This is a genomic window from Streptomyces huiliensis, from assembly GCF_020037025.1.
Taxonomy (GTDB): domain Bacteria; phylum Actinomycetota; class Actinomycetes; order Streptomycetales; family Streptomycetaceae; genus Streptomyces; species Streptomyces huiliensis.
In genome coordinates, this window is the sequence record NZ_JAIQLH010000071.1 from 1 (window position 1) to 22176 (window position 22176).

20 protein-coding genes are annotated in these 22176 nt (G+C 72.4%); 10 read left to right on the forward strand and 10 right to left on the reverse strand.

Going from position 1 to position 22176, the window contains the following annotated elements; all coding sequences use genetic code 11:
• Positions 1-1231, reverse strand: a 1231-nt coding sequence (locus JNW98_RS14710; protein WP_223768659.1) for a DUF6716 putative glycosyltransferase, incomplete at its 3' end; no start/stop codon positions are given.
• A 223-nt stretch (positions 1232-1454) separates the two neighbouring features.
• Between JNW98_RS14710 and JNW98_RS14715 the strand changes: the two genes are divergently transcribed.
• Genes JNW98_RS14715 through JNW98_RS14725 form a run of 3 tightly spaced genes read left to right on the forward strand, consistent with a single transcriptional unit; the run spans position 1455 to position 4998 of the window.
• Positions 1455-2441, forward strand: coding sequence for a glycosyltransferase family 2 protein (locus tag JNW98_RS14715; protein ID WP_223768660.1), 987 nt, complete (start codon positions 1455-1457; stop codon positions 2439-2441).
• Positions 2441-3793: a polysialyltransferase family glycosyltransferase gene (locus tag JNW98_RS14720; protein WP_223768661.1), complete on the forward strand. Its 1353-nt coding sequence runs from the start codon at positions 2441-2443 to the stop codon at positions 3791-3793. Before JNW98_RS14715 ends, JNW98_RS14720 begins: the two co-directional genes overlap by 1 nt.
• Positions 3794-3822: 29 nt before the next feature.
• Positions 3823-4998: an acyltransferase family protein gene (locus JNW98_RS14725; protein ID WP_372459247.1), complete on the forward strand. Its 1176-nt coding sequence runs from the start codon at positions 3823-3825 to the stop codon at positions 4996-4998.
• A 19-nt stretch (positions 4999-5017) separates the two neighbouring features.
• Here the strand turns inward: JNW98_RS14725 and JNW98_RS14730 are convergent, their stop codons facing one another.
• Positions 5018-5689 carry a TetR/AcrR family transcriptional regulator C-terminal domain-containing protein gene (locus JNW98_RS14730; protein WP_223768662.1) on the reverse strand — a complete coding sequence of 224 codons (672 nt, stop codon included), beginning with the start codon at positions 5687-5689 and terminating at the stop codon, positions 5018-5020.
• Between the two features lie 70 nt (positions 5690-5759).
• On the opposite strand from JNW98_RS14730, the gene JNW98_RS14735 reads away from it, so the two are divergent.
• The 4 genes from JNW98_RS14735 to JNW98_RS14750 all read left to right on the forward strand — a co-directional run bounded on the left by JNW98_RS14735 (position 5760) and on the right by JNW98_RS14750 (position 11198).
• Positions 5760-7280 carry an FAD-dependent monooxygenase gene (locus JNW98_RS14735; RefSeq protein ID WP_223768663.1) on the forward strand — a complete coding sequence of 507 codons (1521 nt, stop codon included), beginning with the start codon at positions 5760-5762 and terminating at the stop codon, positions 7278-7280.
• 106 nt (positions 7281-7386) lie between these two features.
• Positions 7387-7842 (forward strand): hypothetical protein, encoded by a 456-nt coding sequence (locus JNW98_RS14740; protein ID WP_223768664.1) that lies wholly within the window; start codon positions 7387-7389, stop codon positions 7840-7842.
• Between the two features lie 17 nt (positions 7843-7859).
• A complete protein-coding gene (locus tag JNW98_RS14745; protein ID WP_223768665.1) occupies positions 7860-10013 on the forward strand; it encodes a hypothetical protein in 2154 nt (717 codons plus the stop codon).
• Between the two features lie 30 nt (positions 10014-10043).
• Positions 10044-11198, forward strand: coding sequence for a hypothetical protein (locus tag JNW98_RS14750; RefSeq protein ID WP_223768666.1), 1155 nt, complete (start codon positions 10044-10046; stop codon positions 11196-11198).
• Between the two features lie 34 nt (positions 11199-11232).
• On the opposite strand, the gene JNW98_RS14755 is transcribed toward JNW98_RS14750, so the two are convergent.
• Together JNW98_RS14755 and JNW98_RS14760 are read right to left on the reverse strand one after the other, a co-directional pair.
• On the reverse strand, positions 11233-12630 hold the full coding sequence (locus JNW98_RS14755; protein WP_223768667.1) for a GntT/GntP/DsdX family permease: 1398 nt from the start codon (positions 12628-12630) through the stop codon (positions 11233-11235).
• A 203-nt stretch (positions 12631-12833) separates the two neighbouring features.
• Positions 12834-13310: a gluconokinase gene (locus JNW98_RS14760; protein ID WP_223768677.1), complete on the reverse strand. Its 477-nt coding sequence runs from the start codon at positions 13308-13310 to the stop codon at positions 12834-12836.
• Between the two features lie 224 nt (positions 13311-13534).
• Here JNW98_RS14760 and JNW98_RS14765 point away from each other — a divergent pair, with 224 nt between their 5' ends.
• Positions 13535-14236: a FadR/GntR family transcriptional regulator gene (locus tag JNW98_RS14765; protein WP_223768668.1), complete on the forward strand. Its 702-nt coding sequence runs from the start codon at positions 13535-13537 to the stop codon at positions 14234-14236.
• Positions 14237-14402: 166 nt separating this feature from the next.
• Here the strand turns inward: JNW98_RS14765 and JNW98_RS14770 are convergent, their stop codons facing one another.
• The 4 genes from JNW98_RS14770 to JNW98_RS14785 all read right to left on the reverse strand — a co-directional run bounded on the left by JNW98_RS14770 (position 14403) and on the right by JNW98_RS14785 (position 18739).
• A complete protein-coding gene (locus tag JNW98_RS14770; RefSeq protein WP_223768669.1) occupies positions 14403-15824 on the reverse strand; it encodes a hypothetical protein in 1422 nt (473 codons plus the stop codon).
• Between the two features lie 205 nt (positions 15825-16029).
• The gene (locus JNW98_RS14775; RefSeq protein ID WP_223768670.1) at positions 16030-16350 is read right to left on the reverse strand and encodes a hypothetical protein; all 321 of its coding nucleotides are present in this window, start codon (positions 16348-16350) and stop codon (positions 16030-16032) included.
• Positions 16351-16674: 324 nt separating this feature from the next.
• Positions 16675-16950, reverse strand: a complete 276-nt coding sequence (locus tag JNW98_RS14780) for a hypothetical protein (RefSeq protein WP_223768671.1) — start codon at positions 16948-16950, stop codon at positions 16675-16677.
• A 355-nt stretch (positions 16951-17305) separates the two neighbouring features.
• The gene (locus tag JNW98_RS14785) at positions 17306-18739 is read right to left on the reverse strand and encodes an amidase (protein WP_223768672.1); all 1434 of its coding nucleotides are present in this window, start codon (positions 18737-18739) and stop codon (positions 17306-17308) included.
• A gap of 145 nt (positions 18740-18884) precedes the next feature.
• Here JNW98_RS14785 and JNW98_RS14790 point away from each other — a divergent pair, with 145 nt between their 5' ends.
• A complete protein-coding gene (locus tag JNW98_RS14790) occupies positions 18885-19244 on the forward strand; it encodes an ADP-ribosylation/crystallin J1 (protein WP_223768673.1) in 360 nt (119 codons plus the stop codon).
• Between the two features lie 119 nt (positions 19245-19363).
• Positions 19364-20881: an alpha/beta hydrolase gene (locus JNW98_RS14795; RefSeq protein ID WP_223768674.1), complete on the forward strand. Its 1518-nt coding sequence runs from the start codon at positions 19364-19366 to the stop codon at positions 20879-20881.
• Positions 20882-20918: 37 nt separating this feature from the next.
• Here JNW98_RS14795 and JNW98_RS14800 read toward each other — a convergent pair whose 3' ends face one another.
• Together JNW98_RS14800 and JNW98_RS14805 are read right to left on the reverse strand one after the other, a co-directional pair.
• Positions 20919-21131, reverse strand: a complete 213-nt coding sequence (locus JNW98_RS14800) for a hypothetical protein (RefSeq protein WP_223768675.1) — start codon at positions 21129-21131, stop codon at positions 20919-20921.
• A gap of 40 nt (positions 21132-21171) precedes the next feature.
• Positions 21172-22176 (reverse strand): methylmalonyl-CoA mutase family protein (locus JNW98_RS14805; protein ID WP_223768676.1); only part of this gene is annotated, 1005 nt, incomplete at its 5' end.

A 22176-nucleotide genomic window follows, 5' to 3' on the forward strand; every position in this document is an offset into this window, starting at 1 on the left:
GGCGCAGGGCGCTCCGGCCGGGCGGGGGCGCGGCGCGGCCGGGCAGCGGGCGGCCCTGCGGGTCGAAGCCGTGGCGGGCGAGGACGGCGGGCTGGTAGCCGGGGGCCGTCTCGGGTGTGTAGTACGGGCGCGGGGGCGGCAGCTCGTCGCGGGCGACGAGGTCCGCGATCCGCCGCCGCGCCGCGTCGAACGCCCGCTCGTACGGCTGCTCGGCGGCGACGCCCTGCCGGGCCAGCCACTCCGGTTCGGCCTTCGGCAGCCGGCCGGCGTCCAGCTGGTCCCAGGAGACGAGGCAGCCGGAGCCGAGGAAGTGGTGGTTGCCGAGCTGTTCGCGGACGCCGAGGTCGGTGAGGACGGCCGTGGGGACCGACCGGTGCAGGGCCTCCAGGGCGGCGGTGGAGCTCACGGTGACCAGCAGGTCGGTGCGGTCGAGGACCGCGCCCATGTTGCCGTACACCAGGCGACAGTTGGCGGGCAGGCCGGCGGGGAACCGGTCGGCGAGCTTCTGGTACGGGTGTTCCTCGATGTGCGTCGTGTGCTCCCCGGGCTTGCTGCGCAGCTTCACCAGGACCTCGCGGCCGGGGTGCGCCCGGGCGTGCCCGGCGGCCCTCCGCAGCAGGTACAGCCGGTCGGCGCGGCTCTCCGGGACGGACGGCTGGGCGGCGAACACGACGGTGTACGGGCGCACTTCGCGGGGCGCGGGCTCGTACGGGCGCCCCCCGAGGAACGGCAGGGCGCACTCGGTGACGGAATCCGCCGGGGCGCCGACCCCCTCGTAGACCGCGCGGAACCGCTCCGCGTCGTGACGGGAGTTGGCGAGGACGACATCGGCCCCGTGCCGCAACAGCAGCCCGTCGGCGAGCTTTTCGTAGACGACGCCCACGTACCCGGTCACGACGACCGGCCGGCACCCGTCGCCGGACCAGGCACGGGCGAGCGCGTGCAGCATCGCCTGGACGGCGCCGCCGACGCAGGCGAGGAGGACGACGTCGTACGGGGGCCGGCCGGCCGCCGCGGCGAACTCCGCGGCCGTCACCTCGCGCAACGCGTCGGCCCTGACGCCCACTTCGGTGAGCTGGCGGGTGGTGGGAGTGGCCCGTCCGCGCAGCAGGAAGCCGTCCAGCCGGGCGCCGGGTACGAGCCGGCGCGCGGTGAGCGCTCCCCATTTCCACCGGGTGTCGGAGTCCGCGAGCACGGCGACGCGCGGCGGGGATTCGGTGCGTGAAGTCATCGAAGTCATCAAGGACACTGAGGGCGCTGAGGGCACGCAACCGACGATAGGAATCGATCCGGTTTGGCTGACCAACGCGAGCGCAACACTCGGTAAACAGCGCGCCGACACCCGGCGAAGCGGTTGACGCGCGCGCCCGGTTCACCGTTCCGCCGCGCTTCGTTCATCTTCGCTTTCGGCGCCGGACAGAACGAATGCCGGGCTGTCACCTACCGTGACGCGGGTGGTCAAGCTCTCCGTCATCGTGCCGTTCTTCAATGTGCAGACCTATGCCTCGGACACGTTGCGCAGTCTGAATGCGAACTCCCGCGAGGATTTCGAATTCGTATTCGTCGATGATTGTTCGACCGACGGTACGCCCGCCCTGCTGGAACGGGCCCGGAACGATCTGCCCGGGGTGGTGCTGAAGCGCCACGAACGGAACGGCGGCCTGGCCACCGCCCGCAACACCGGACTGGACGCGGCCCGCGGCGAGTACGTGACCTTCCTGGACGGCGACGACTGGCTCGCACCCGGCTACTACGCACGGTTGCTGCAGGTCATCGAGGGTCTGGGGGTGGACTTCGTACGCACCGACCATGTGCAGTGCACGGGCCGGAACCGCACCCTCCACCGCGTCCCGGACGGCCGGCGCGGAGTGGTCCTGGACCCGCGCGACGCGATACTCCCGGCCGACCGCTCCACGTCCGTCGACTACCCGTACGCCTGGGCCGGCATCTACCACCGGAGGCTGCTCGACGACGGGCTGCTGCATTTCCCGCACGGCCTGCGCACCGCCGAGGACCGGCCCTGGATCTGGCGCCTGCACCGCGAGGCCCGCAGTTTCGCGGTCACCGGCCTGCTCGGCATCTTCTACCGCCGCGGAGTGGCCTCCTCGCTCACCCAGATAGGTGACGTGCGGCAGCTGGATTTCCTGCGCGCATTCGACCAGGTGATCGAGGAAACGCGCCGGGACCGCGATGCGGAAACGCTGCTGCCGAAAGCCGTGCGCACGTATTGCGCGATCATTTCCCACCACCTCGGCTCCATCGAACGCTTCGAACCCGAAGTCGCCCGCGCCCTGCGTTCGATGAGTGCCGCCGCCATGAAACGGATGCCCCCGGCATTGCTGAACGACGCCCTGAACGCGATGGACGCCGACCGGGCGACCCGGCTGCGCAGGCTGCGCCGCCGGCCCGTCCCCGCACCCCGGGCGGGGGTCCCCGCCTGATGCCCGGCCACCCGCGCACCGCGCAGATCTTCCTCGCCTCGACCCTCTACGGCGCCGCGACCCTCGCCGCCGCCCTCGACGCCGGGCTGTTCCCCGCGGCCGGCCGCCGGCTGCTGCTCGTCGCCAACAACGCCGCCGTCCCCGAGACCACGCCCGGCCTCGACCTGGCCCCCGGCTTCGACCGGCTGCGCACCCGCTTCGACGACGTCCTCTCCTGGAACGACGCGATCAGCCCGCTGCACCCCGGCGGCTGGTCCCCGCGCCCGGACGACGTCCCGTTGTGGGAGCGGCATCTGAGGCTGCTGTGGGACCTGGGGACGGACGACGTCGCGCTCGTCCTCGAATCCCTCCAGGTCGACCCGGCGCTCGCGGTGGCCCGGATCTTCCCCGACGCCCCACTGGACGTCTACGCGGACGGCCTGATGAGCTACGGCCCCACGCGCAGCAGGCTCGACCCGCTGGTCGGCACCCGGGTGCGCCGGCTGCTCCACCTCGATCTCGTGCCGGGCCTGCGTCCGCTGCTGCTGCGGGAGTTCGGGGTCCGCCCCGACATCGTCCCCGGCGAGGTCGTCACCAAGGTGCTCGCCGAACTGGCCGACGCCACGTCGCTGCCGCCCGCCCCGGAGGGCGCCGCGCTGCTGCTCGGCCAGTACCTCTCGGCGCTGGAGATCCTCACGCCCGAGGAGGAGGAGCGGCTGCACGTCCGCATGCTGCGGGGCGCCGCCGGACGCGGCCACCGGGACGTCGTCTTCAAGCCGCACCCGACGGCGCCGGCCCGCTGGTCGCGGCTGCTGGAGGAGGAGGCGGACCGGCTCGGCGTCCGCCTCACGGTGCTGGAGGGCACCGCTCTGGCGGAAGTGGTGTTCCAGCGGCTGCGGCCCGCGTTGGTGGCCGGCTGCTTCTCGACCGCGCTGGTCACGGCGGGCGCCTTCTACGGTCTTCCGGCCGCCCGGACCGGCACCGACCTGCTGCTGGACCGGCTCACGCCGTACGAGAACAGCAACCGCGTGCCGGTCACGATCGTCGACGCGCTGCTGCCCGCGCTGGAGGGGGCGCCCGGTGATACCGCTCCGCCGGACGCGGCCGGGCTGAACGAGCTGCTGGCGGCGGTGGGTTACGCGATGCAGCCGCGCGTCGTCCCCGACCTGCGGCCGGCCGCCGAGCGCTACCTCGCCCGGCACCTGAACGCCCGCACCCGCCGCTACTTCAAACGCCGCCGCCTCACGGTCCTGGGCCTCCCCGGCGCTCTCCCCGCCCGCCTCGCCTTCCTCCCGCGCAACCCGACGGTCCGGCGGCTGGCGCGCCGGGCGCGGGTGGCGCAGCGGCGGCTGCGCGGGAAGGGACGCAAGTGAGCCGGCCCGCTCTTCAGCCCGTCCGGCGTTTGAGGACGAGCGGCGGAGCCGCGACAAGCGGGGTCTGGGGCGCAGCCCCGGGAAACGGCGAAGGGGAGGGACCGGGGCACTCCACCCCCCGCCACCACCGCCGCCTCACCGCCCTCGACGGCCTCCGCCTCATCGCCGCCCTCATGGTCGCCCTGTACCACTACGGCGGCCGAGGCGGCGAGATAACCAAGGCGTGGGGCGCCTCCCCGCGCCACCAATTCCCCCACCTGTCACAAGCCTTCGCCTACGGCTGCCTAGGCGTCCAACTCTTCTTCGTGATCAGCGGCTTCGTGATCTGCATGAGCGGCTGGGGCCGCTCCCTCCGCTCCTTCACCGCCTCCCGCGCCGCCCGCCTCTACCCCGCCTACTGGGCGGCGATCCTGCTGGTCACCGCCGCCTTCGCGCTCCCGTTCGCGCGGCATTACGGCTCGGTGTCCGCCAGCGACACCCTCGTCAACCTGACGATGCTGCAACAGCCCTTCGGCGCCGAGCGGGTGCTCGGCGTGTGCTGGACGCTCTGGGTGGAGGTGCGTTTCTACGCCCTCTTCGCGCTCTTCGTCGTCCTGCCGGGAGCGACCCGCCACCGCGTCGTCCTCTTCTGCGCGGTGTGGACGCTCGCCTCGGCACTCACCACGGCCGCGCACGCCGAGGCGCTCAAGGTGGTGGTGATGCCGGAGCACTCGTCGTTCTTCATCGGCGGCATCGGCCTCTACCTCGTCCACCGGTACGGCCACTCGCTCACGGCCTGGGGCATCGTCGCGATGAGCTTCCTGATCGGGCAGCACCACGCCGTCGCGGGCCTGTGGCACCCGCCCGGCCCGCACCACTTCTCGTACCGCTCGCCCCTCGTCATCATCGCCGTCCTCGCCCTCGGCTACGCGGCGGTCGCGGCCGTGGCGGTGGGCGGGGACCGGTGGCCGTCCTGGCGGTGGCTGCCGGTCGCGGGGGCGCTGACGTACCCGTTCTACCTGGTGCACGAGCACCTCGGGTGGGTCGTGGTGGAGGTGTTGCACCGGAGGCTGGGGATCCCGTCGTACGGGGTGCTGGTGCTGACGGTGACGCTGATGCTGGCCCTGGCGTGGGTGCTGCACGTGGGGGTGGAGCGGCGCCTGACGCCGCTGTTGCGGCGGGGGCTGGAGAAGGCCCCGCAGGGAAAGCCGGCCGCCGACGCCTGACCCCCGCGCCGATTGACGATCAGTTCACCTTTCGGCCCCGCTCCCGCGTCGCCGCGATCCCCGCCACGATCGCGGCGACGCCCGCCTCGAACCCGGCGTCCGCGTCCCCGAACAGCTCGGCCCCGGCAGCGGCCGCGAGCGGGAACTCCGCCAGCCGCTCAGCGCGTTCCGCCACGTCGATGCCCTTGACGCCGCGACCCGGATCGTCCGCCGCCGACTGCTCCTCGATGACGTAGCCGATCGTGAAGCAGTACACGGTGTAGAACGCGCGGGCGGCCTCCCCCGGCGTGAAACCGTCCCTGACCAGCGGCGCGAGGAACCGCTCCATCGGGATGGCGTACGAGGTGTCGGTGAAGCGGGTGCCGCTGTAGACCTTCGCGCCGTCGCGGTAGGCGAGCAGCACCCGCCGCAGCGTCCGGTGGCTGCCGGCCAGCGTCTCCTGCCACGTCCCCGTCCCGGACCCGCCCTCCGCCTCCTGCTCCCGCTCCTGCAGGGCGTTCATCCGGCGCAGCATCTCGGTGGCCATGGCGTCGAGCAGGTCCTGCTTGTTCTTGAAGTGCCAGTAGAGCGCGGGCGCCTGGACGTCGAGCTCCTTGCCGATGCGGCGCAGGGTCAGCCCCTCCAGGCCCACGTCGTTCAGCAGCTCCAGCGCGGTGCCCACCACTTGGTCGCGGTCCAGTCGATTTCCCACCTTGACAGCTTAACGCCGTTCAGCGGATCCTTAACGACGTTAAATTGAACGCCGTTAAGGGGGCTCTGCCATGTCCGCTACATCCATTACGCCCGCTACGTTCCGTTCGGGGGCCGTCGGGAACCCGGAGGTGCTGATCGTCGGCGCCGGACCGTCCGGCCTGGTCCTGGCCTGCGTCCTCGCCGAGCAGGGCGTCCCGTTCCGCCTGATCGACGCGGCACGGCAGGGCTTCGTCGGGTCGCGCGGCAAGGGGATCCAGCCGCGGACGCTGGAGCTCTTCGGGATGCTCGGCATCGTCGGCCGCTTCCTCGCGGACGGCGGTCCCGCACCGCTGATGAGCGGCTGGCGCGACGGGGAGATGGTCGCGGAGTGGGACATGTTCACCCGGGTCGAGCCGACGCCCGACGCGCCGTACGGCGAGCCGCTGCTGCTGCCTCAGTGGCGCACCCAGGAGATCCTGCGGGAGCGGCTCGGCGAACTCGGCGGCGCGGTCGAGTTCGACACCCGGCTCACCGGGCTGGCACAGGACGCGGACGGCGTCACCGCGCACCTGGAGACCGCGGACGGCGCGTCGTCCACCGTGCGCGCCCCCTGGCTCGTCGGCGCGGACGGCGGGCGCAGCACCGTGCGGAACCTGCTGGGCACCCCGTTCACCGGCGAGACGGTCGACCCCACGCCGATGCTGGTGGCCGACGTCCACCTGGAGGGCCTGCCGCGGACGCACTGGCACACCTGGCAGGACCACCCCGCCGGCATGGTGGGCATCTGCCCGCTGCACGCCACGGACGCCTTCCAGCTGATCGCCGCCTTCCAGGACGGCGAGCCGGACCCGTCGCCGGACGGCGTCCGGGCGCTGGTCGCGGAGCGGACCGGGCTGACGGCCGGGGCGGTGGACTGGGCGTCGGTCTTCCGCGCCCGGGCGGCGATGGCGGAACGGTTCCGCGACGGCCGGGTGTTCCTCGCCGGGGACGCTGCCCACGTACACTCCCCCGCCGGGGCCCAGGGGCTCAACACCAGCGTCCAGGACGCGTTCAACCTGGGCTGGAAGCTGGGGTACGTGGTGCGGCACGGCGCGCCGGACGCGCTGCTCGACTCGTACGAGGCGGAACGGCTGCCCGTCGCGGCGGGTGTGCTCGGCCTGAGCACCCGCATCCACCAGGGTGCCGGGAAGGAGGGGCTGAAGCTGAGCGCGCGCCGCGGTCGCGACGCGCACCAGCTCGACCTGCACTACCGCGAGAGCCCGCTCAGCCGCGAGACGCGCACCGGCCTCGCCGACGACGCGCCGCGCGCGGGCGACCGGGCGCCGGACGCGCCGTGCGCGACGGCTTCCGGCGAACCGGTCCGCCTCTTCGACCTGTTGGGCACCGGGCACTTCACCCTGCTCGCGGTCGGCCGCGCGGCGGAGGACGAACTTCCGGCGGACGTCGCCGGCCCGCTGGTGCGCATCGCGCGCCTGACGGACGCGGACGGTCACCTGGCGCGGGCCTACGGGCGGGGGCTCTTCCTGATCCGGCCGGACGGATACATCGGCCTGGCCACGGAGGACGGCGCGGAGGCACGGAAGTACCTGGCGGAGACGGCCGGGGCGTAGCCCCCGGGAGGCGGGCGCGGGACCGGCTGCCGTCCTGGCAGACGACGCCCCCGTCGCCCGCCGAGTCGTCTCATCCTCCTGTCCGGTCACCCTCCTGTCCGGCCATATGGATCGCGCCAATATCAATGCCGCCGGCGGCCGACATCGTCAATCACCGTTTAGCGTGACGGCACTTGTGTCGCGAGAGCGCGAAAGGGGTGACGGCCACATGTCCGGTGGGGGGACAGAGGGCCTGGACATACTCAAAACGAACGACCCGGGAAAGTCGGCGGCGGCCAGGGCACTCGAGACGGATATCCAGCCGGATACCGGCCGGGCCGGCACATACGCCGACGAGGCGACCACCGCGGCGGTGACCGGCTTTACAGGGTGGGCGGCCGGCTCAGGGCTCAAGGATGTCGCCGACGAATGGGACAGGCAGGTAGCGGCTCTTCAGAATCGTCTGAGCGCCGACAAGAGCGCTCTTCGAAGCGCCCGCATCGAATTCCGCGGCCAGGACCTCCGCACCGCCGGCATCCTCGATCGCTTCCTGCCGCCGTCTGGCGACCGAGGCAACGGCTGAAGGGGCGAACGGCGGACATGTCGCTGACCTATCAGGACGTCGTCACCATCAAACTGGATTCCCTCGCCACGGCGGCCGCCAAGTGGGACGAGATGGCGGGGAAGTTCCACTCCGTGGAGACGCTCTACACCAAAAAGGTCCGGACGGTATCGGACGACGGCGAATGGCTCGGCGTGGCGGCGGACTCGGCGTCGGCGCGGTTCCGGGGCACCCAGAGCCAGTTGGCCGCGGCGCAGAAACAGGCGAAGGCGGTCGCCTCGCTGCTGCGCGACGCGCACACGCAGTTCACCACGCTGGTCAAGGCCGTCAAGGACCTGACCGCCGAGGCCAAGAAGGAGCACTTCCTCGTCGACTCCCAGGGCAAGGTCACTTACGACTGGAGCCGGGTCGACAAAGGCGCCAGGAACGACCCGGACTTCGCGGGCTGGCAGAACAGGACCCGAGCGGCGGAGACCAAGTGGACGGACGCCATCAGGAAGGCGGTCCGGCAGGTCGACGACGCCGACCAAGGAGTCAAGCTCGCGCTGCGCGCCGCCGCCGGGCTCCGGCCGGCGGACGGCTGGTTCAGGATCAGCCACGAATTCAACGCGCAGGCGCAGGGCGACATCGAGAAGTACGAGGGTGAACGGGCCGCCGAGCTCAGGGCCAAGCTCCGCTCGCGCAAGGAGCTGAGCGCCTCCGAACTCGACGAGATGCGGCGGCTGTTCCGGGACAACCAAAAGGACGAGGTGTTCTCCCGGACCTTTCTCGACGGCGTCGGCGGGCCGAAGGGCGCCATCGAGTTCAACCAACAGCTCCGCGACCTCATCGGCGACGACACGAACAAGTCGGCGTACGAGGACATCCGCAACGGACTCGCCGCCGGTGTTTCCACCGCCACCCGCGACCCGAAGACGTCGTTCTACAGCTCCTGGCGTGAGAACCTGCGCAAAGCCGGCGAGGAGAACTACGGCAGCAAGACCAACCCGCTCAACGGCTATCAGGTGATGGTCGACCTGATGAAGCACGGGGACCACTACGGCAATCGGTTCCTCCTGGACACCGGGGACGACATCATCGCCGCGGAGAAGAAGCACCCCGGCTTCCTCACCAAGTGGGGAGGCGGCCACAAAGGCATCGGCAACGACGCCCTCGACGGCCTGCTCGGCATCATGGCCAAACAGCCCGACGCCTCGAACGCGTTCCTCGACCCGGGCCCCCACGGCACGAACGAGCGCCTGACCTACCTGCTCAAGGACCGCGAGTGGCCCAAGACGGCCTACGTCGGGCCCGCCGGGATACACGAGGACAAGGCCTTGGTCGGCATCACGGGACGCGAGGGGCTCGGCGCGGCCCTGGAGGCCGCCGCCACCGGTCACCAGCCGCTGGGGCCGGGAGAGCACCCGAACCCCACCGCCGTTCACAACGCGGCCCAAGCGCGCGTCATGCACGAAATCGTCGAGAACATCGACCAGAGTCCCATCCACAAGAATCTCCAGCAGCCGCTCGCGAACGCGCTCGGCGAGTACTCGGGTGACACGCACGAGATTCTGAGTGCCGTCGACAAGGACTACATCGCGCACGCCGACGGCGAGGGTGCCTGGACGCGGGACGGCAGAAGTCACATGTCCGTCCCGGCGAAGACGCTGGTCCATGTCATGCGCGGGCTCGCCGACAGCCCGGAGGCCTACGCCACCTTGCACAAGGCCGAGTCGCAGTACATCAGCGAGGAACTCGGCAGGATCCCCCGAGACGCCCAGGGGCACGACCGGTCCACCCCGATCGACAAGTCCGGCGCGGTCCTCGGCGTCTACAGCGCCATCCGCGAAGACGTGATCAACGACGCCAAGGCGTCCGCCTACACCGCGGCCGACTGGAAGGCGAAGGTCGCGTATCACATCCTCGGTGGCGGGGTGAACTACCTCCCCGCCGGCGACTGGTTGCAACGCGGCGTCGACACCTGGACCTTCGCCTGGGGGAACGAGGCCAAGGCCGCGGCCGACACCGAGGCGTCCGCCAAGATCACGGACGAGTATCTGGACGCCAACAACCAGTTGGTCCGCATGGTCGACGGCTGGGCCGAGGGCCGTGGCATCAGGAACAAGAACGAGATCCAGGGCCTCACCGCGGACACCCTGAGCCACTTCACCCGTGGCGACAACTGGGGCAAGCACCTCCTCGGCAACCCCTGACATCCCAACGGAAGGGCAGCACCGTCCCCCATGACCACGTCACCGGCCGACGCGCCGTCGACACCACAGGACGCGCCCGGCAGGGGCCGACGCAAGCGCCGACGGATTCTCCTGGCCGTCGGCGCTCCCGTGGCGCTCTTGGCCGCTGCCGCCGGCGCGTTCTTCGCCTTCGGGGGCTACGAACGCCTCGAAGACAGCCGGTCGATGAAGCAGGCGTGCCAGGGCGCTCTGTCGAAGAAGGACCTGTCCGCGTTCCTGGACAGAGACCGGTTGCACGCCGAAAAGCGTACGGACGCCGCACGTGGTCTCGGCTGGGTGGACCGGTGCGTCGTCCTGCCGCGTGGCGGGAAGACCGGTGTCGTCGACGTGGACATCGGCTGGGCCGACAAGACCCGAGATGTCCTGAGCCGGCTGGGCCGACCAGGTCCGGCCGCATTCGCCTTCACCGCCGTTCCCATCGGGAACGGGTGGTCAGGCGCCGTGTTGCCCAACGCGGCGAACACGGACGCCACCGTCCTGTTGCCCTGCCGTGGCACCGACAGGACCTTGATGGTCAACGTCACCGGGTTCCGGCTGAACAGCGATACGGAGGTGTTCCGCGATCCGAAGGCCTTGGGCACGCTGGCCCGGCTGACCACCGGCACCGCCGAACGCGCGGCCCGGAAGCTGGGATGTGAGGCCGCCCCGGGGGCTCCGGTGAAGACCCTGAGCCCGCCGCCCTTGGGTGACGAGGGTGCCATACCCCTGAACCAGGCCGCGGGGACCTGCCGGGCCCTGAAGCCGGCGGCCGACGCGTTCGCGGTCAGTGGCGGGCACACCGTGGAGGAGACCGCCGCCGACGACGGGCCCGTCGAGGACTGCATCGTCTCCGACCGGCGTGGCGGGCGCCTGTACCGCCTCGGCGCCTTCTACGGGCCGTACGCACGAGAGGTGCTCGCCCAGCAGAAGACCGCCTCTCTCTCGGGTACCGACGGACGTTCGATCGGCTCTTGGGCCACTGCCGAGTGCCGTGGTTTCTTCGGTCAGGCCGGCTTCACCCTGACGTCCGAGAGGGGCTCCCACGCGTCCGCCCGGACTCCGGCGGTACGCCGGGCCCAGCAGGCGATGCTGGCCGCCTTCGCCCGCGACGCCGTCCGGCGGCACGGCTGCTCGGACCTCACGCTTCCACGAGCGGACACGGACTGAGGCCGGGGAAGGGCGGCGCGGCCCGTCGTGGCGCCTAGATCACCAGCGACAGCAGCATCACGAACCCCAGCCCCACCACCGAGATGAGCGTCTCCATCACCGACCAGGTCTTGAGCGTCTGCCCGACCTCCAGGCCGAAGTACTCCTTCACCATCCAGAAGCCGGCGTCGTTCACATGGCTGAAGAACACCGAGCCGGCGCCGACGGACAGGACGAGGAGGGCGGTGTGGGTGGTGCTCATGTCGGCCGCCAGGGGGGCCACCAGGCCCGCGGCCGAGATGGTGGCCACGGTGGCGGAACCGGTCGCGAGCCGGATGCCGACCGCGATCAGCCAGGCCAGGAGCAGGGCGGAGACGGACCAGTCCTTGGAGAAGTCGAGGATCATCCGGCCGACGCCCACGTCGATCAGCGTCTGCTTGAAGCCGCCGCCCGCGCCGACGATCAGCAGGATGCCGGCGATCGGGGCCAGGGACTTCTCGATGGTGGAGGCCAGCCGGTCGCGGCCGAAGCCGGCGGCCCGGCCGAGGGTCACCATGCCGACGAGGACGGCCGCGAGCAGCGCGATCAGCGGGGAGCCGACGACGTCCGCCACCCGCTGGACGTGGTGCTTCGGGTCGTCCACGACGACGTCGACGAGTGCCTTCACCAGCATCAGCACCACCGGCAGCAGCACGGTGGCCACGGTGACGCCGAAGCCCGGGCGGCGCTCCAGGTCCTCGGACGGGCGCTGGGGCATCAGCTTCTCGGGCGGGGCGACGTCCACCCAGCGGGCGGCGAACCGGGAGAACAGCGGGCCGGCGATCACCGCGGTCGGCACGGCGATCAGCACGCCGAGCGCGAGGGTCACCCCGAGGTCGGCCCCGATCGCGTCGATCGCGGCCAGCGGTCCGGGGTGCGGCGGGACCATGCCGTGCATCACGGAGAGGCCGGCCAGGGCGGGGATGCCGATGCGCATCAGGGAGAACCCGCCGCGCTTGGCCACCAGCAGCACCACGGGGATCAGCAGGACGATCCCCACCTCGAAGAACAGCGGCAGCCCGATGACGCCCGCGATGAGCACGACGGCCCAGGGCATCGACCGGGTGCTCGCCCGGGCCAGGATCGTGTCCACGATCTGGTCGGCGCCGCCGGAGTCGGCCAGCAGCTTGCCGAGTATCGCGCCGAGGGCGATGAGGACGCCGACCCCGGCGACCGTGGAGCCCAGACCGGCGCTGAAGCTGGCGATGGCCTTGTCCAGCGGGGCCCCGGCGGCGGCGCCGAGCACCAGCGAACCGATGGTCAGCGCGAGGAAGGCGTGCAGCCTGAGACGGGTGATGAGAAGGACGATGACGGCGATGCCGGCGAGGACGGCGATGCCCAGCTGTGCGTGGCCCGCCGAGGTGATCGGTTCGGCGGGGGCCGCGGCCAGCATCTCGACGCTGAGAGTGCTCACGGGGCTTCCTTGGGTGGGTGGGGGCGCGGCGGGGCCGCGGGGGTGGGGGCCTGGGACGGCCGTGCGCGCCGTCGGCCGGGGAGGGACGAACGCCCGGGAGGACGCGCCCGTCCGGCCGGGACAGGCGGGGGTGACCGGTCGGGGGTGACCAGGTCGGGCCTTATCGGGGCGGGCCGCGACCTGCCGGATCGCGGCCCGGTGGATCAGATGCTGCGCAGGGCGGCGGCGGCCCGCTCGGCGATGACGGCTGCCGCGGGGGCGACGTCCACGGCGACACCGGCCTCGTCGGCACCGAGCGGTTCCAGCGTGGCGAACTGCGAGTCCAGCAGGCGGGTGGTCATGAAGTGCCCCTTGCGGGCGGCCATCCGGCCGGCGATCAGCTCGCGGTCGCCGGTGAGGTGCAGGAACACGACGCCCGGCGCGGCGGCCCGGAGCCGGTCGCGGTAGGCGCGCTTGAGCGCGGAGCAGCTGACCACCCCGCCCCGGCCCGCCCGGCCGCGTGCCCAGGCGCCGATCGCGTCCAGCCAGGGGGCCCGGTCGGCGTCGTCCAGCGGGGTGCCGGACGACATCTTGGCGATGTTCGCCGGCGGGTGGAAGTCGTCGCCCTCGGCGTAGGGGACGCCCAGGGCGTCCGCCACCAGGGGGCCGACGGTGGTCTTGCCGGTACCGGCGACGCCCATCACGACGACGACCCGGGGGGCCGCCGCGGGGGCGGGGGCGCCGGGCGTCCCGTCGCCGGGAACCGCTCCGCTGTCGGCGGTGGTCATGTGCACCTCACTGTCTCCGGCGTCATCCTCGGCGCCGGTTGCCGCTCCACTGAACCTGATGAAGTACGACGTATCAAGCCTCTGTGACCCAAACGTCATACTTAATCGCGTTCGCCATGGACACGTAGGCTGATCCCATGGCCAACCATGGGCAGGGACCGCACGCACGGGTGCTGGAGTCCCTGGGACCCGCGATCACGGCGGGCGCATACCCGCCCGGGAGCGTGCTGCGCACGGACGAGCTGGAACAGCGCTTCCAGGTCTCGCGCACGGTCGTCCGCGAGGTGATACGCGTCCTGGAGTCCATGCACCTGGTCAGCTCGCGGCGGCGGGTCGGCGTGACGGTGCTGCCGCCCGAGGAGTGGAACGTCTACGACCCGCAGGTCATCCGCTGGCGGCTGGCCGGCCCCGACCGGCCCCGCCAGCTGCGGTCGCTGACCGTGCTCCGCTCGGCGGTGGAGCCCGTGGCGGCGGGCCTCGCCGCGCGCCGGGCCACCCCGGAGCAGTGCGCCGAACTCACCGAGCACGCGCTCGGGATGGTGGCCACCTCGCGGGGCCAGCAACTGGACGCCTACCTGCTGCACGACATCGCGTTCCACCGCGTCGTCCTGCGCGCCTCGGGGAACGAGATGTTCGCCCGCCTCGGCGATGTCGTCGCCGAGGTGCTCACCGGCCGTACCCGGCACCAGGTGATGTTCACCGACCCGGACCCGGCCGCGGTCACGCTGCACGTCCAGGTGGCCGAGGCGGTCCGCCTGCACGACGCGGAGCGCGCGGAGGCCCTCACCCGGGAGATCGCGACGGGCGCGATGGCCGAACTGGACATCCTGGCGCCGTAGCTCGCCTCACCTGTGGAACCGCCCACGGCGTGCACGGAGAGCGCGGAGGGCCACGGCGTGCGCGGAGGGCGCGGGCGCCGAGGCGTCACTTCCCGGTCGCCGCCCCGCCGCCCTGCCCCGCCTAGCGGCCTCACCCCACCTTGCGGCCCTATCCCGCCTTGCCGCCTCACCCCACCTTGCGGCCCCATCCCGCCTTACGGCCCAGGAACCGGATCAGCGAACGCGTGGGCCGCCCCAGGGCGATCAGCAGTCCGGCGATGGGCAGCGCGAGCAGCACGATCTGCAGGCAGGCCGAGGTCATGCCGAGGATCTGGTGACCGGACGCGCCCGCGTTCTCCAGCAGCCACTGGGCCTTCCGCCAGTCGGCGGCGAGGAGCCGAGGCAGGTTGTACAGGAGGATGCCGACCTGGAGCAGGAGCACCGGGATCAGGCACAGGACCCAGAACGCGACCACGGTCTGCGGCCACCGCTTGAGCGCGCGCAGCCGCTCGTCCGCCGGGCGCCGGAGCAGGACGCGCTTGAGGATGGGTCCGATGTAGGAGAAGAGGTCGGGGATGCCGACGAGGTCGGCGACGATGTAGTAGCCGTCGAACCGCAGGGTGGGCAGCAGCTGTTGGATGATCTCCAGGTTGACGGCGACGATCGCGACCAGGAGGGGCTGGAACCCCGTCGCCCCGTACAGCGCCAACAGGCCGAGGACGAACAGCGCGTTGAAGTAGACGCCACCGAGGTCGGCCCGGATGCGGCCGGCTCTTCCGAGCCGGTAGGAGTTGGTGATGTCGGTGTAGAAGGCGGGCCAGACGAGGTAGATGCCGCAGCCCATGGCGCCGGGCCGCACTCCTCCGTACCGGCACGCCGCGCCGTGGCCCCACTCGTGGAAGACGCAGGAGGCGAGGGCCAGAAACACCACGAGGAGGACGCCGCCCGGGGCGGTGAGCACCGCCTGCAGCGCGATCCCGGTCTCCTGCGTGGTCCACACCCACGCCTCGCCGACGACGAAGACGCAGACCGCCAAGTACACCAGCAGCGGGTGGAAGAGCCACGCGAAGAGGCCGGAGACGAACCAGGTGACGCGCTCGGGCAGCACCGCGAGCCGGAAGCGGAAGGAGAGGAAAGGGTCGTTCCGGCGGGCCGGCGGGGGCGGGGAGCCGTCGCTGTAGGTGGTGACGGCGAGAGGGGCGAGCTTCTCGTCGATGAGGTACGCGACGTGCTCGGCGGTGAACCGCCGCCCGGTCTCCCGGCTCAGCTCGTCCGCCACGCGCGCCATGACGGAGCCGCCGCCCGGCGGCGCTCCCCCGTCACGCGGCGCTCCCTCGTCGTGCTCGTCATGGCGCCCCGCACGGCGTTCCTCACACCGGCCGTCCAGCGCCCGTACGACCTGGTACAGCAGGCTGGGGAGGCGCACCAGTTGCCCGTCGGGGCGGCAGACCAGGTGCGGCGGGTCGCGGTAACCGGACCCCTCGAACGCGCCGACGAGCTCGATGCCGGGCACCAGCCGGGGTTCTCCGGCCGCCTGCCCGGCCGGGGCCGGCCGCCGTCCCGCCGAGGAACCCGCTCGTCCGGCGCCCGGGACGAAGGGCAGGGTCATGGATGCGCTCCGAGAGGTGACGGGCCTTCAGGGGCGAGGACGGATGGGAGGATCGAGGTGGGCGGGCGGCGTACAACCGCCGGACCGCACCGCGTTCTTGGCGTATGCGCGCACCCCGCCACAGCGGGGGAGGACCGAGGGCGTGCGGCCCTCCCCCACCGGGCGAGTGCGGCGTTCCGTTACCGGGCCGGCGACCCGGACCGGATCAGTGGCTCGAGATGGCCGCCGGCGTGCAGGTGACGCTGGTGGTCGTGTTCTGGGACGGGAGACCGAGCGAACCGAGCAGGCCCGCGGTCTGCGGGTGGTCGAGAGACTGGCAGGACGACAGGACCGTCGTGCCGTGGTCGTGCGGGACGGGGGCGAAGACCCCACCGCCGCTGGCCGCGCTCGACGAGCTGCCGGCGGCGCTGCCGGTGCCGCCGTCGCCGGGGCCGAACGGGACGGCCATGATGCCCATGACCGTGCGCTCGGGCAGCACCTCGCCCGAGACCCCGGCGAGCTCTTCGAAGCTGATGAGGTTGTCCATTCCAATCCCTTTCTCTGGACGTGGGTCGTGCTGGATGCCCTGGGATGTACTGGATGCCCTGGCAACTGCCCTGATCGACCGCACTCGCCGGGCCTCCGCGCCCGGCCGTCGGACCGACGGGACCGGACGCTCCATCCCCGGCCGGACGGCCGCCCGGGAATGAGACCTTCGATCTCTCTGGTGGAACGCGGCGCGGACGGGCCATGCCGCGGGAACGGGTCATGTCGCATCGCCGCGCGTACGGTGAACGCGGTCGGCGGCTGCGGTTCAGCGGTCAGCGGTCAGCAGTCAGCGGTCAGCGGTCAGCGGTCAGCGGTTCAGCGGTCAATGAGTAGTGATTCCGGCGGGGATGCAGGTAACCGTGTGTCCTGGGGTGCTGGGCGCCAGCCCCAGCGCCGCCAGGAGACCGGGGCTGCCCGCGTCCTGCCGGTACTGGCAGGCGTAGACGACGGTCGTGCCGTGGTCCGTCCTGACCAGCATGGGGTACAACGACGGGTCCCCGCCGGCCGCCGCCAGGCTGGAAAGCACCGTACGCGGCGGCAGCACCTCGCCCTGCAGCGCGGCGAGCTCGCCGAAGGTCACGGCGGTTCTCATCGTCATCCCCTCCCTCCGGACGGCGCCGTCCCTGCCCGGCCCGCACGGCCCGCCCGACACCGCGGCCGGCACGCCTGCGGACCGTCCTGGCCCCGCCATCCCGCAAGGAGGCTAGCGCCGGATACGCATCGCGAGCACGGCATCCCTCGACGTCTCACTCGGACGGGTTGCGTCTCGGGCCGGATTGGGCATCTACGGCATGTCGGGCGATGAGCCGGGAAATAATGGTGACTTACAGGGAAAAATCCTTCTCGGCTGGTGTCGTGCCCAAAGAAGAAACCTTCCCGCTTCGGGCCGTTCGGCACCGGCGCCCGAACCCGAACCGACCCCGACCCCGACCGCGACGACGGCCGCCCCGCCCTTACGCCGCCGACTCCCCCGCACTCCAGTCGGTAGCGGGCCGGTGCTCGAACCACCGCTCGGCACGCTCCAGTTGCGCCGCGAGGGAGACCAGCAGCGGCTCGCCGCCCGCCGGTCCCAGCAGCTGGGAACCGAGCGGCAGGCCCTCCGCCGTGAACCCCGCGGGGACGTTCACCGCGGGCCAGCCCAGGACGTTCCACGGCCAGGCGTACGGACACGCCGTGATCATCAGCGAGTTCGTGTCCCGGCCGGAGAGCCCGTCCAGCGCCCCGACGGGCAGCGGCGGCGTGGCCGTGGTCGGCGTGAGCAGCACGTCGTAGCGGCCGAACAGCGCGCTCATGCTGCCCCGGAGCGGCGCCTCCGCCGCGCGCGCCGCGCGCAACACGGCGCCGCCGAGCACCAGTCCGCCGCGCGCGTTGAGGTGCGTCCGCCCGTCGAGCAGCCGCCGTTCGGGCACCCGGCCCGCCCACTCACGGATCCCGGACATGGACCGGGGGACGAACGTGAGGCCCACCGGCCCGAACCGCGGCTCCTCGGTGATGACTTCGTGGCCCAGCGCCTCCAGCCGCTCCGCCGTCCGCAGGGTCGCGGCCCGCACCCGGGGGTCGAGCCGGTGCCGCACCGCGGCGAACGCCGGCCGCAGCGAGAGCGCGATCCGCAGTCGCCGCGGAGGGCGCTCCAGGGCCGCCACGACGTCCACGGCAGCGGGCCGGTGCAGGTCGCCGGCGTGCGAGCCGCTCACGGCGGCCAGCAGCGACACCGCGTCCGCGACCGTGCGTGCCAGCACTCCGCCGCAGGTCAGCCCGCGGAACGCCTCGCGCTCCGGCCAGGCGGAGATCCTGCCCCGCTGCGGCTTGATCCCCACCAGGTGGGTCCAGGCGGCCGGGATGCGCACGGATCCGGCGCCGTCCGAGCCGAGGGCCGCCGGCACGATCCCGGCGGCGACGGCCGCCGCCGATCCGCCGGACGAACCCCCGGGCGTGTACGCCGTGTTCCACGGATTGCGCGTCACCCCGAACGCCGGTCCCTCGGTCACCGGCCACTGCCCCAGCTCGGGTGTGTTGGTCTTCCCGACGATCACGGCCCCCGCGGCGCGGAGTCGGCGTACGGCCTCGCTGTCGGCCCGCTTCACCGGGAAGTCGCCGGGACAGCCGAAGGCGGTGGGCAGTCCGGCCACGTCCATGTCGTCCTTGACGGCGACGGGTACCCCGAGCAGCGCTCCCCGCTCCCCCGCCCGCAGCCGCCGGTCGGCCGCGTCGGCGTCCCGCAGGGCTCCCTCGTCCCGGACCCACCGAAAAGCGTTGAGCGTCCCCTGCGTCACGTCGATCCGCCGCAGCGCCTCCAGCGCCGATTCCCTCGCGGACACCTCGCCCCGAGCCAACGCGCGCCCCAGCCCCACGACCCCGTCCGGCTCACCGCTCCCGAACTCCGCCATCGCGCACCCCTTCCCGCCGGACCCTTCTCTCACGGTAGGCGCGGCCGCCGGCAATTCCCGTCGCTCGTGCGGGTTTCCGCCGGTACATTCTCCGAAAACCACCCGCCGCCGTCCCGGCGCGGCCGAACGAACCGGAAAAAGCTCCATGCACAGCCGTCCCGCTCCGCGTACCACCACACTCTGGCGCCCTGTCGGGCCCAAGGAGCTGGCTCTGCTGGAGGAGCTCGACTGGCGTGCCTGGCCGCCGCGGCTGCCGGAGCAGCCGATCTTCTATCCGGTGCTCAACGAGGACTACGCGGTCAGGATCGCCCGGGACTGGAACGTCCGCCACGACGGAGCCGGCCACGTCACCCGTTTCGAGGTGGATGCGGAATTCCTGACCCGTTACCCGGTGCGCCAGGCAGGCGGACGGACGATTCTGGAGCTGTGGGTGCCCGCGGAGGAGCTCGAGGTCTTCAACGAGCACATCATCGGGAAGATCGAGGTCGTGCGTTCCTTCTCGTGACGGCGTGCCGCCCACCCGGCGCGGCCTGGACTCGAACACTTCCCGGAAGGGTTCCCCCACCCAAGAACGGGGGGTTTCCCTGATGTTGCGGGACGGCCGCGTCAACCACCCTTGTGGTCATGACGCATACCGCCCGTTCGGGCCTCCTCCTCGCCCTGTCCGTCTCGGCCGTGGCCGCCACCCTCTCCGCCGTGCCCGCGCACGCCGCGGGCGGTTCGGCTCCAGAGCTCCGCTGGAGACCCTGCGCGCAGGAGAACGGGCCGGCCCGGCAGGAGTGCGCCGAGCTCTCCGTGCCGCTGGACTACCGGGATCCGGACGGGCCGCGGACCCGGCTCGGCGTGTCACGGGTGCTCAGCGACCGGCCCGAGGCCCGGCGGGGCACGCTGATCGTCATTCCCGGCGGCCCCGGCAGCTCGGGGACGCAGCGGCTGACCCAGAAGGGGAAGGCGCTCCAGAAGGAACTGGGCGGCGCCTACGACCTCGTGGCCCTGGATCCGCGGGGGCTCGGCGCGAGCGACCGCACGGGCTGCGGACTGAGCGACGAGGACCGGGACCTCGTCAACCTCCGCCCCTGGCCGGGGCCGGGCGGCGACGTCTCGGACAGCGTGCGCCGCGCCCGCCGCATCGCCGACGCCTGTGCGCGTAACGGCGGCCCGCTGCTGCGCAGCATGAGCACGGCCGACGAGGTACGCGACATCGACTCCTTCCGGCAGGCGCTGGGCGAGGAGAAGCTCTCCGCCTGGGGCTCGTCGTACGGCACGTACGTCGCCGTGCAGTACGCGCAGAAGTACCCGCACCGCACCGACCGCTGGGTGCTCGACAGCAACGGTGACCCGGACCCGAGGCGGGTGGCCCGCGGCTGGTCGGCGAACATGTCGCGGGCCATGGAGCTCCGGTTCCCCGACTTCGCCCGGTGGGCCGCCGACCCCGCCCGGGAGAAGGACGGTCCGGAGGGCGGCGGCGGGCTCCGCCTCGCCGAGAACGCCGGGGACGTCCGGCCGATGGTCCTCGCCCTGGCGGAGCGGCTCGACCGCCACCCGAAGCCGACGACCACGCCCGGCAAGCCGCTCACCGGCAACCGGCTGCGGCAGGCGCTGCAGCTGGCGATGTACAGCGACAAGGCCTTCGCCGGCACCGCGCAACTGATCAAGGACGCCCGCGACCCGGAGGCGACGCCGGTCCTGCCGTCCGCGCTGGCCGGGTCCGTGCCCGAGCACGAGGCGGCCGTGACGATCGCCACGATATGCAACGACGTCCGGTGGCCGCGGCGTTCCATACCGGCGGCCACCCGGGACGTGGTGGCCGACCGCGCGCGGTACCCCCTGACCGGAGGCCTGTCGGTCGGTGTCTTCCCGTGCGCCTTCTGGAAGTGGGCCCCCGCCGAGAAGCCCACCCGCGTCACCTCGGACGGCCCGTCGAACATCCTGATGATCCAGAACCTGCGCGACCCCGCGACACCGTACTTCGGCGCGCTGAAGATGCGGGAGGCGCTGGGGCAGCGGGCCCGGATGGTGACGGTGGACAAGGGGGGCCACGGCGTGTACCTGGGCGAGGGGAACGCCTGCGGCGACCGGAAGGTCACCGACTTCCTCCTCACCGGGGAGCGTCCCGGGGAGGACGTGGTCTGCGCCCGCTAGCCGCACCCGGGCCGGCCTCTCTCCTCCGCCGCTCCCGTCAGAACAGCTGTCCCTGCCCGTCCATCGGCGGCTCCTCCGGGTCGAAGAGCCGGGGCTCGGTGGCCAGGAGGGGTGCGGAGCGGCGGGAGCCCGGGCAGGAGACCAGCTCGTAGGAGACCCGCCGGCCGGGCGGGTCGTGACGGGCGTAGCGACCGCCCACGACGGCGATCTCGCGGGAGCAGACGGGGCAGGTGCGGCGGGGTGCGGACATCGGTCCAGTGTCGCAAATCCACCGGACGGGGAGGGAGCGGTCAGAAACTCTCGGTGGGCACGTGGGAGCCCCAGACCTCGCGGAGCGCCCCGCAGACCTCACCCACCGTGGCCCGGGCGCGCAGCGCCTCCTTCATCGGGGGCAGGACGTTCTCGGACGTCCCGGACGCCGCCTCCCGGAGCCGGGTGAGGGCGGTGTCCACCGCCCGCCGGTCACGGGCCGCGCGCAGGGCGGCGAGGCGTTCGCACTGCCGGGCCTCGATGGCGGGGTCGACGCGGAGGGGTTCGTACGGCTCCTCCTCGTCGAGCCGGAAACGGTTGACGCCGACGACCACGCGGTCGCCGTCGTCGGTCTCCCGGGCGATGCGGTAGGCGTTGCGTTCGATCTCCGCCTTCTGGAAGCCGCGCTCGATGGCGGCCACCGCGCCGCCCATGTCGTCGATCCGGGTCATGAGGCCGAGGACGGCCCGCTCCAGGTCGTCGGTGAGGGACTCCACGGCGTAGGAGCCGGCGAACGGGTCGACCGTCGCGGTCACGTCGGTCTCGTGGGCGAGGACCTGCTGGGTGCGCAGGGCGAGGCGGGCGGCCTTGTCGGTGGGGAGGGCGATGGCCTCGTCGTAGGAGTTGGTGTGCAGGGACTGGGTGCCCCCGAGCACGGCCGCGAGGGCCTGGACGGTCACCCGGACCAGGTTCACCTCCGGCTGCTGGGCGGTGAGTTGGACACCGGCCGTCTGGGTGTGGAACCGCAGCATCTGCGACCGGGGGCTGCGGGCGCCGAACCGGTCGCGCATCACGCCGGCCCAGATCCGGCGGGCGGCGCGGAACTTGGCGACCTCTTCGAGGAGGGTGGTCCTGGCGACGAAGAAGAAGGAGAGCCGGGGGGCGAAGTCGTCGACGTCCATGCCGGCGGCGACGGCGGTGCGGACGTACTCGATGCCGTTCGTCAGCGTGAAGGCGATCTCCTGCGCGGGCGAGGCACCGGCCTCGGCCATGTGGTAGCCGGAGATGGAGATGGTGTTCCACCGGGGCAGCTCGGTGTTGCAGTA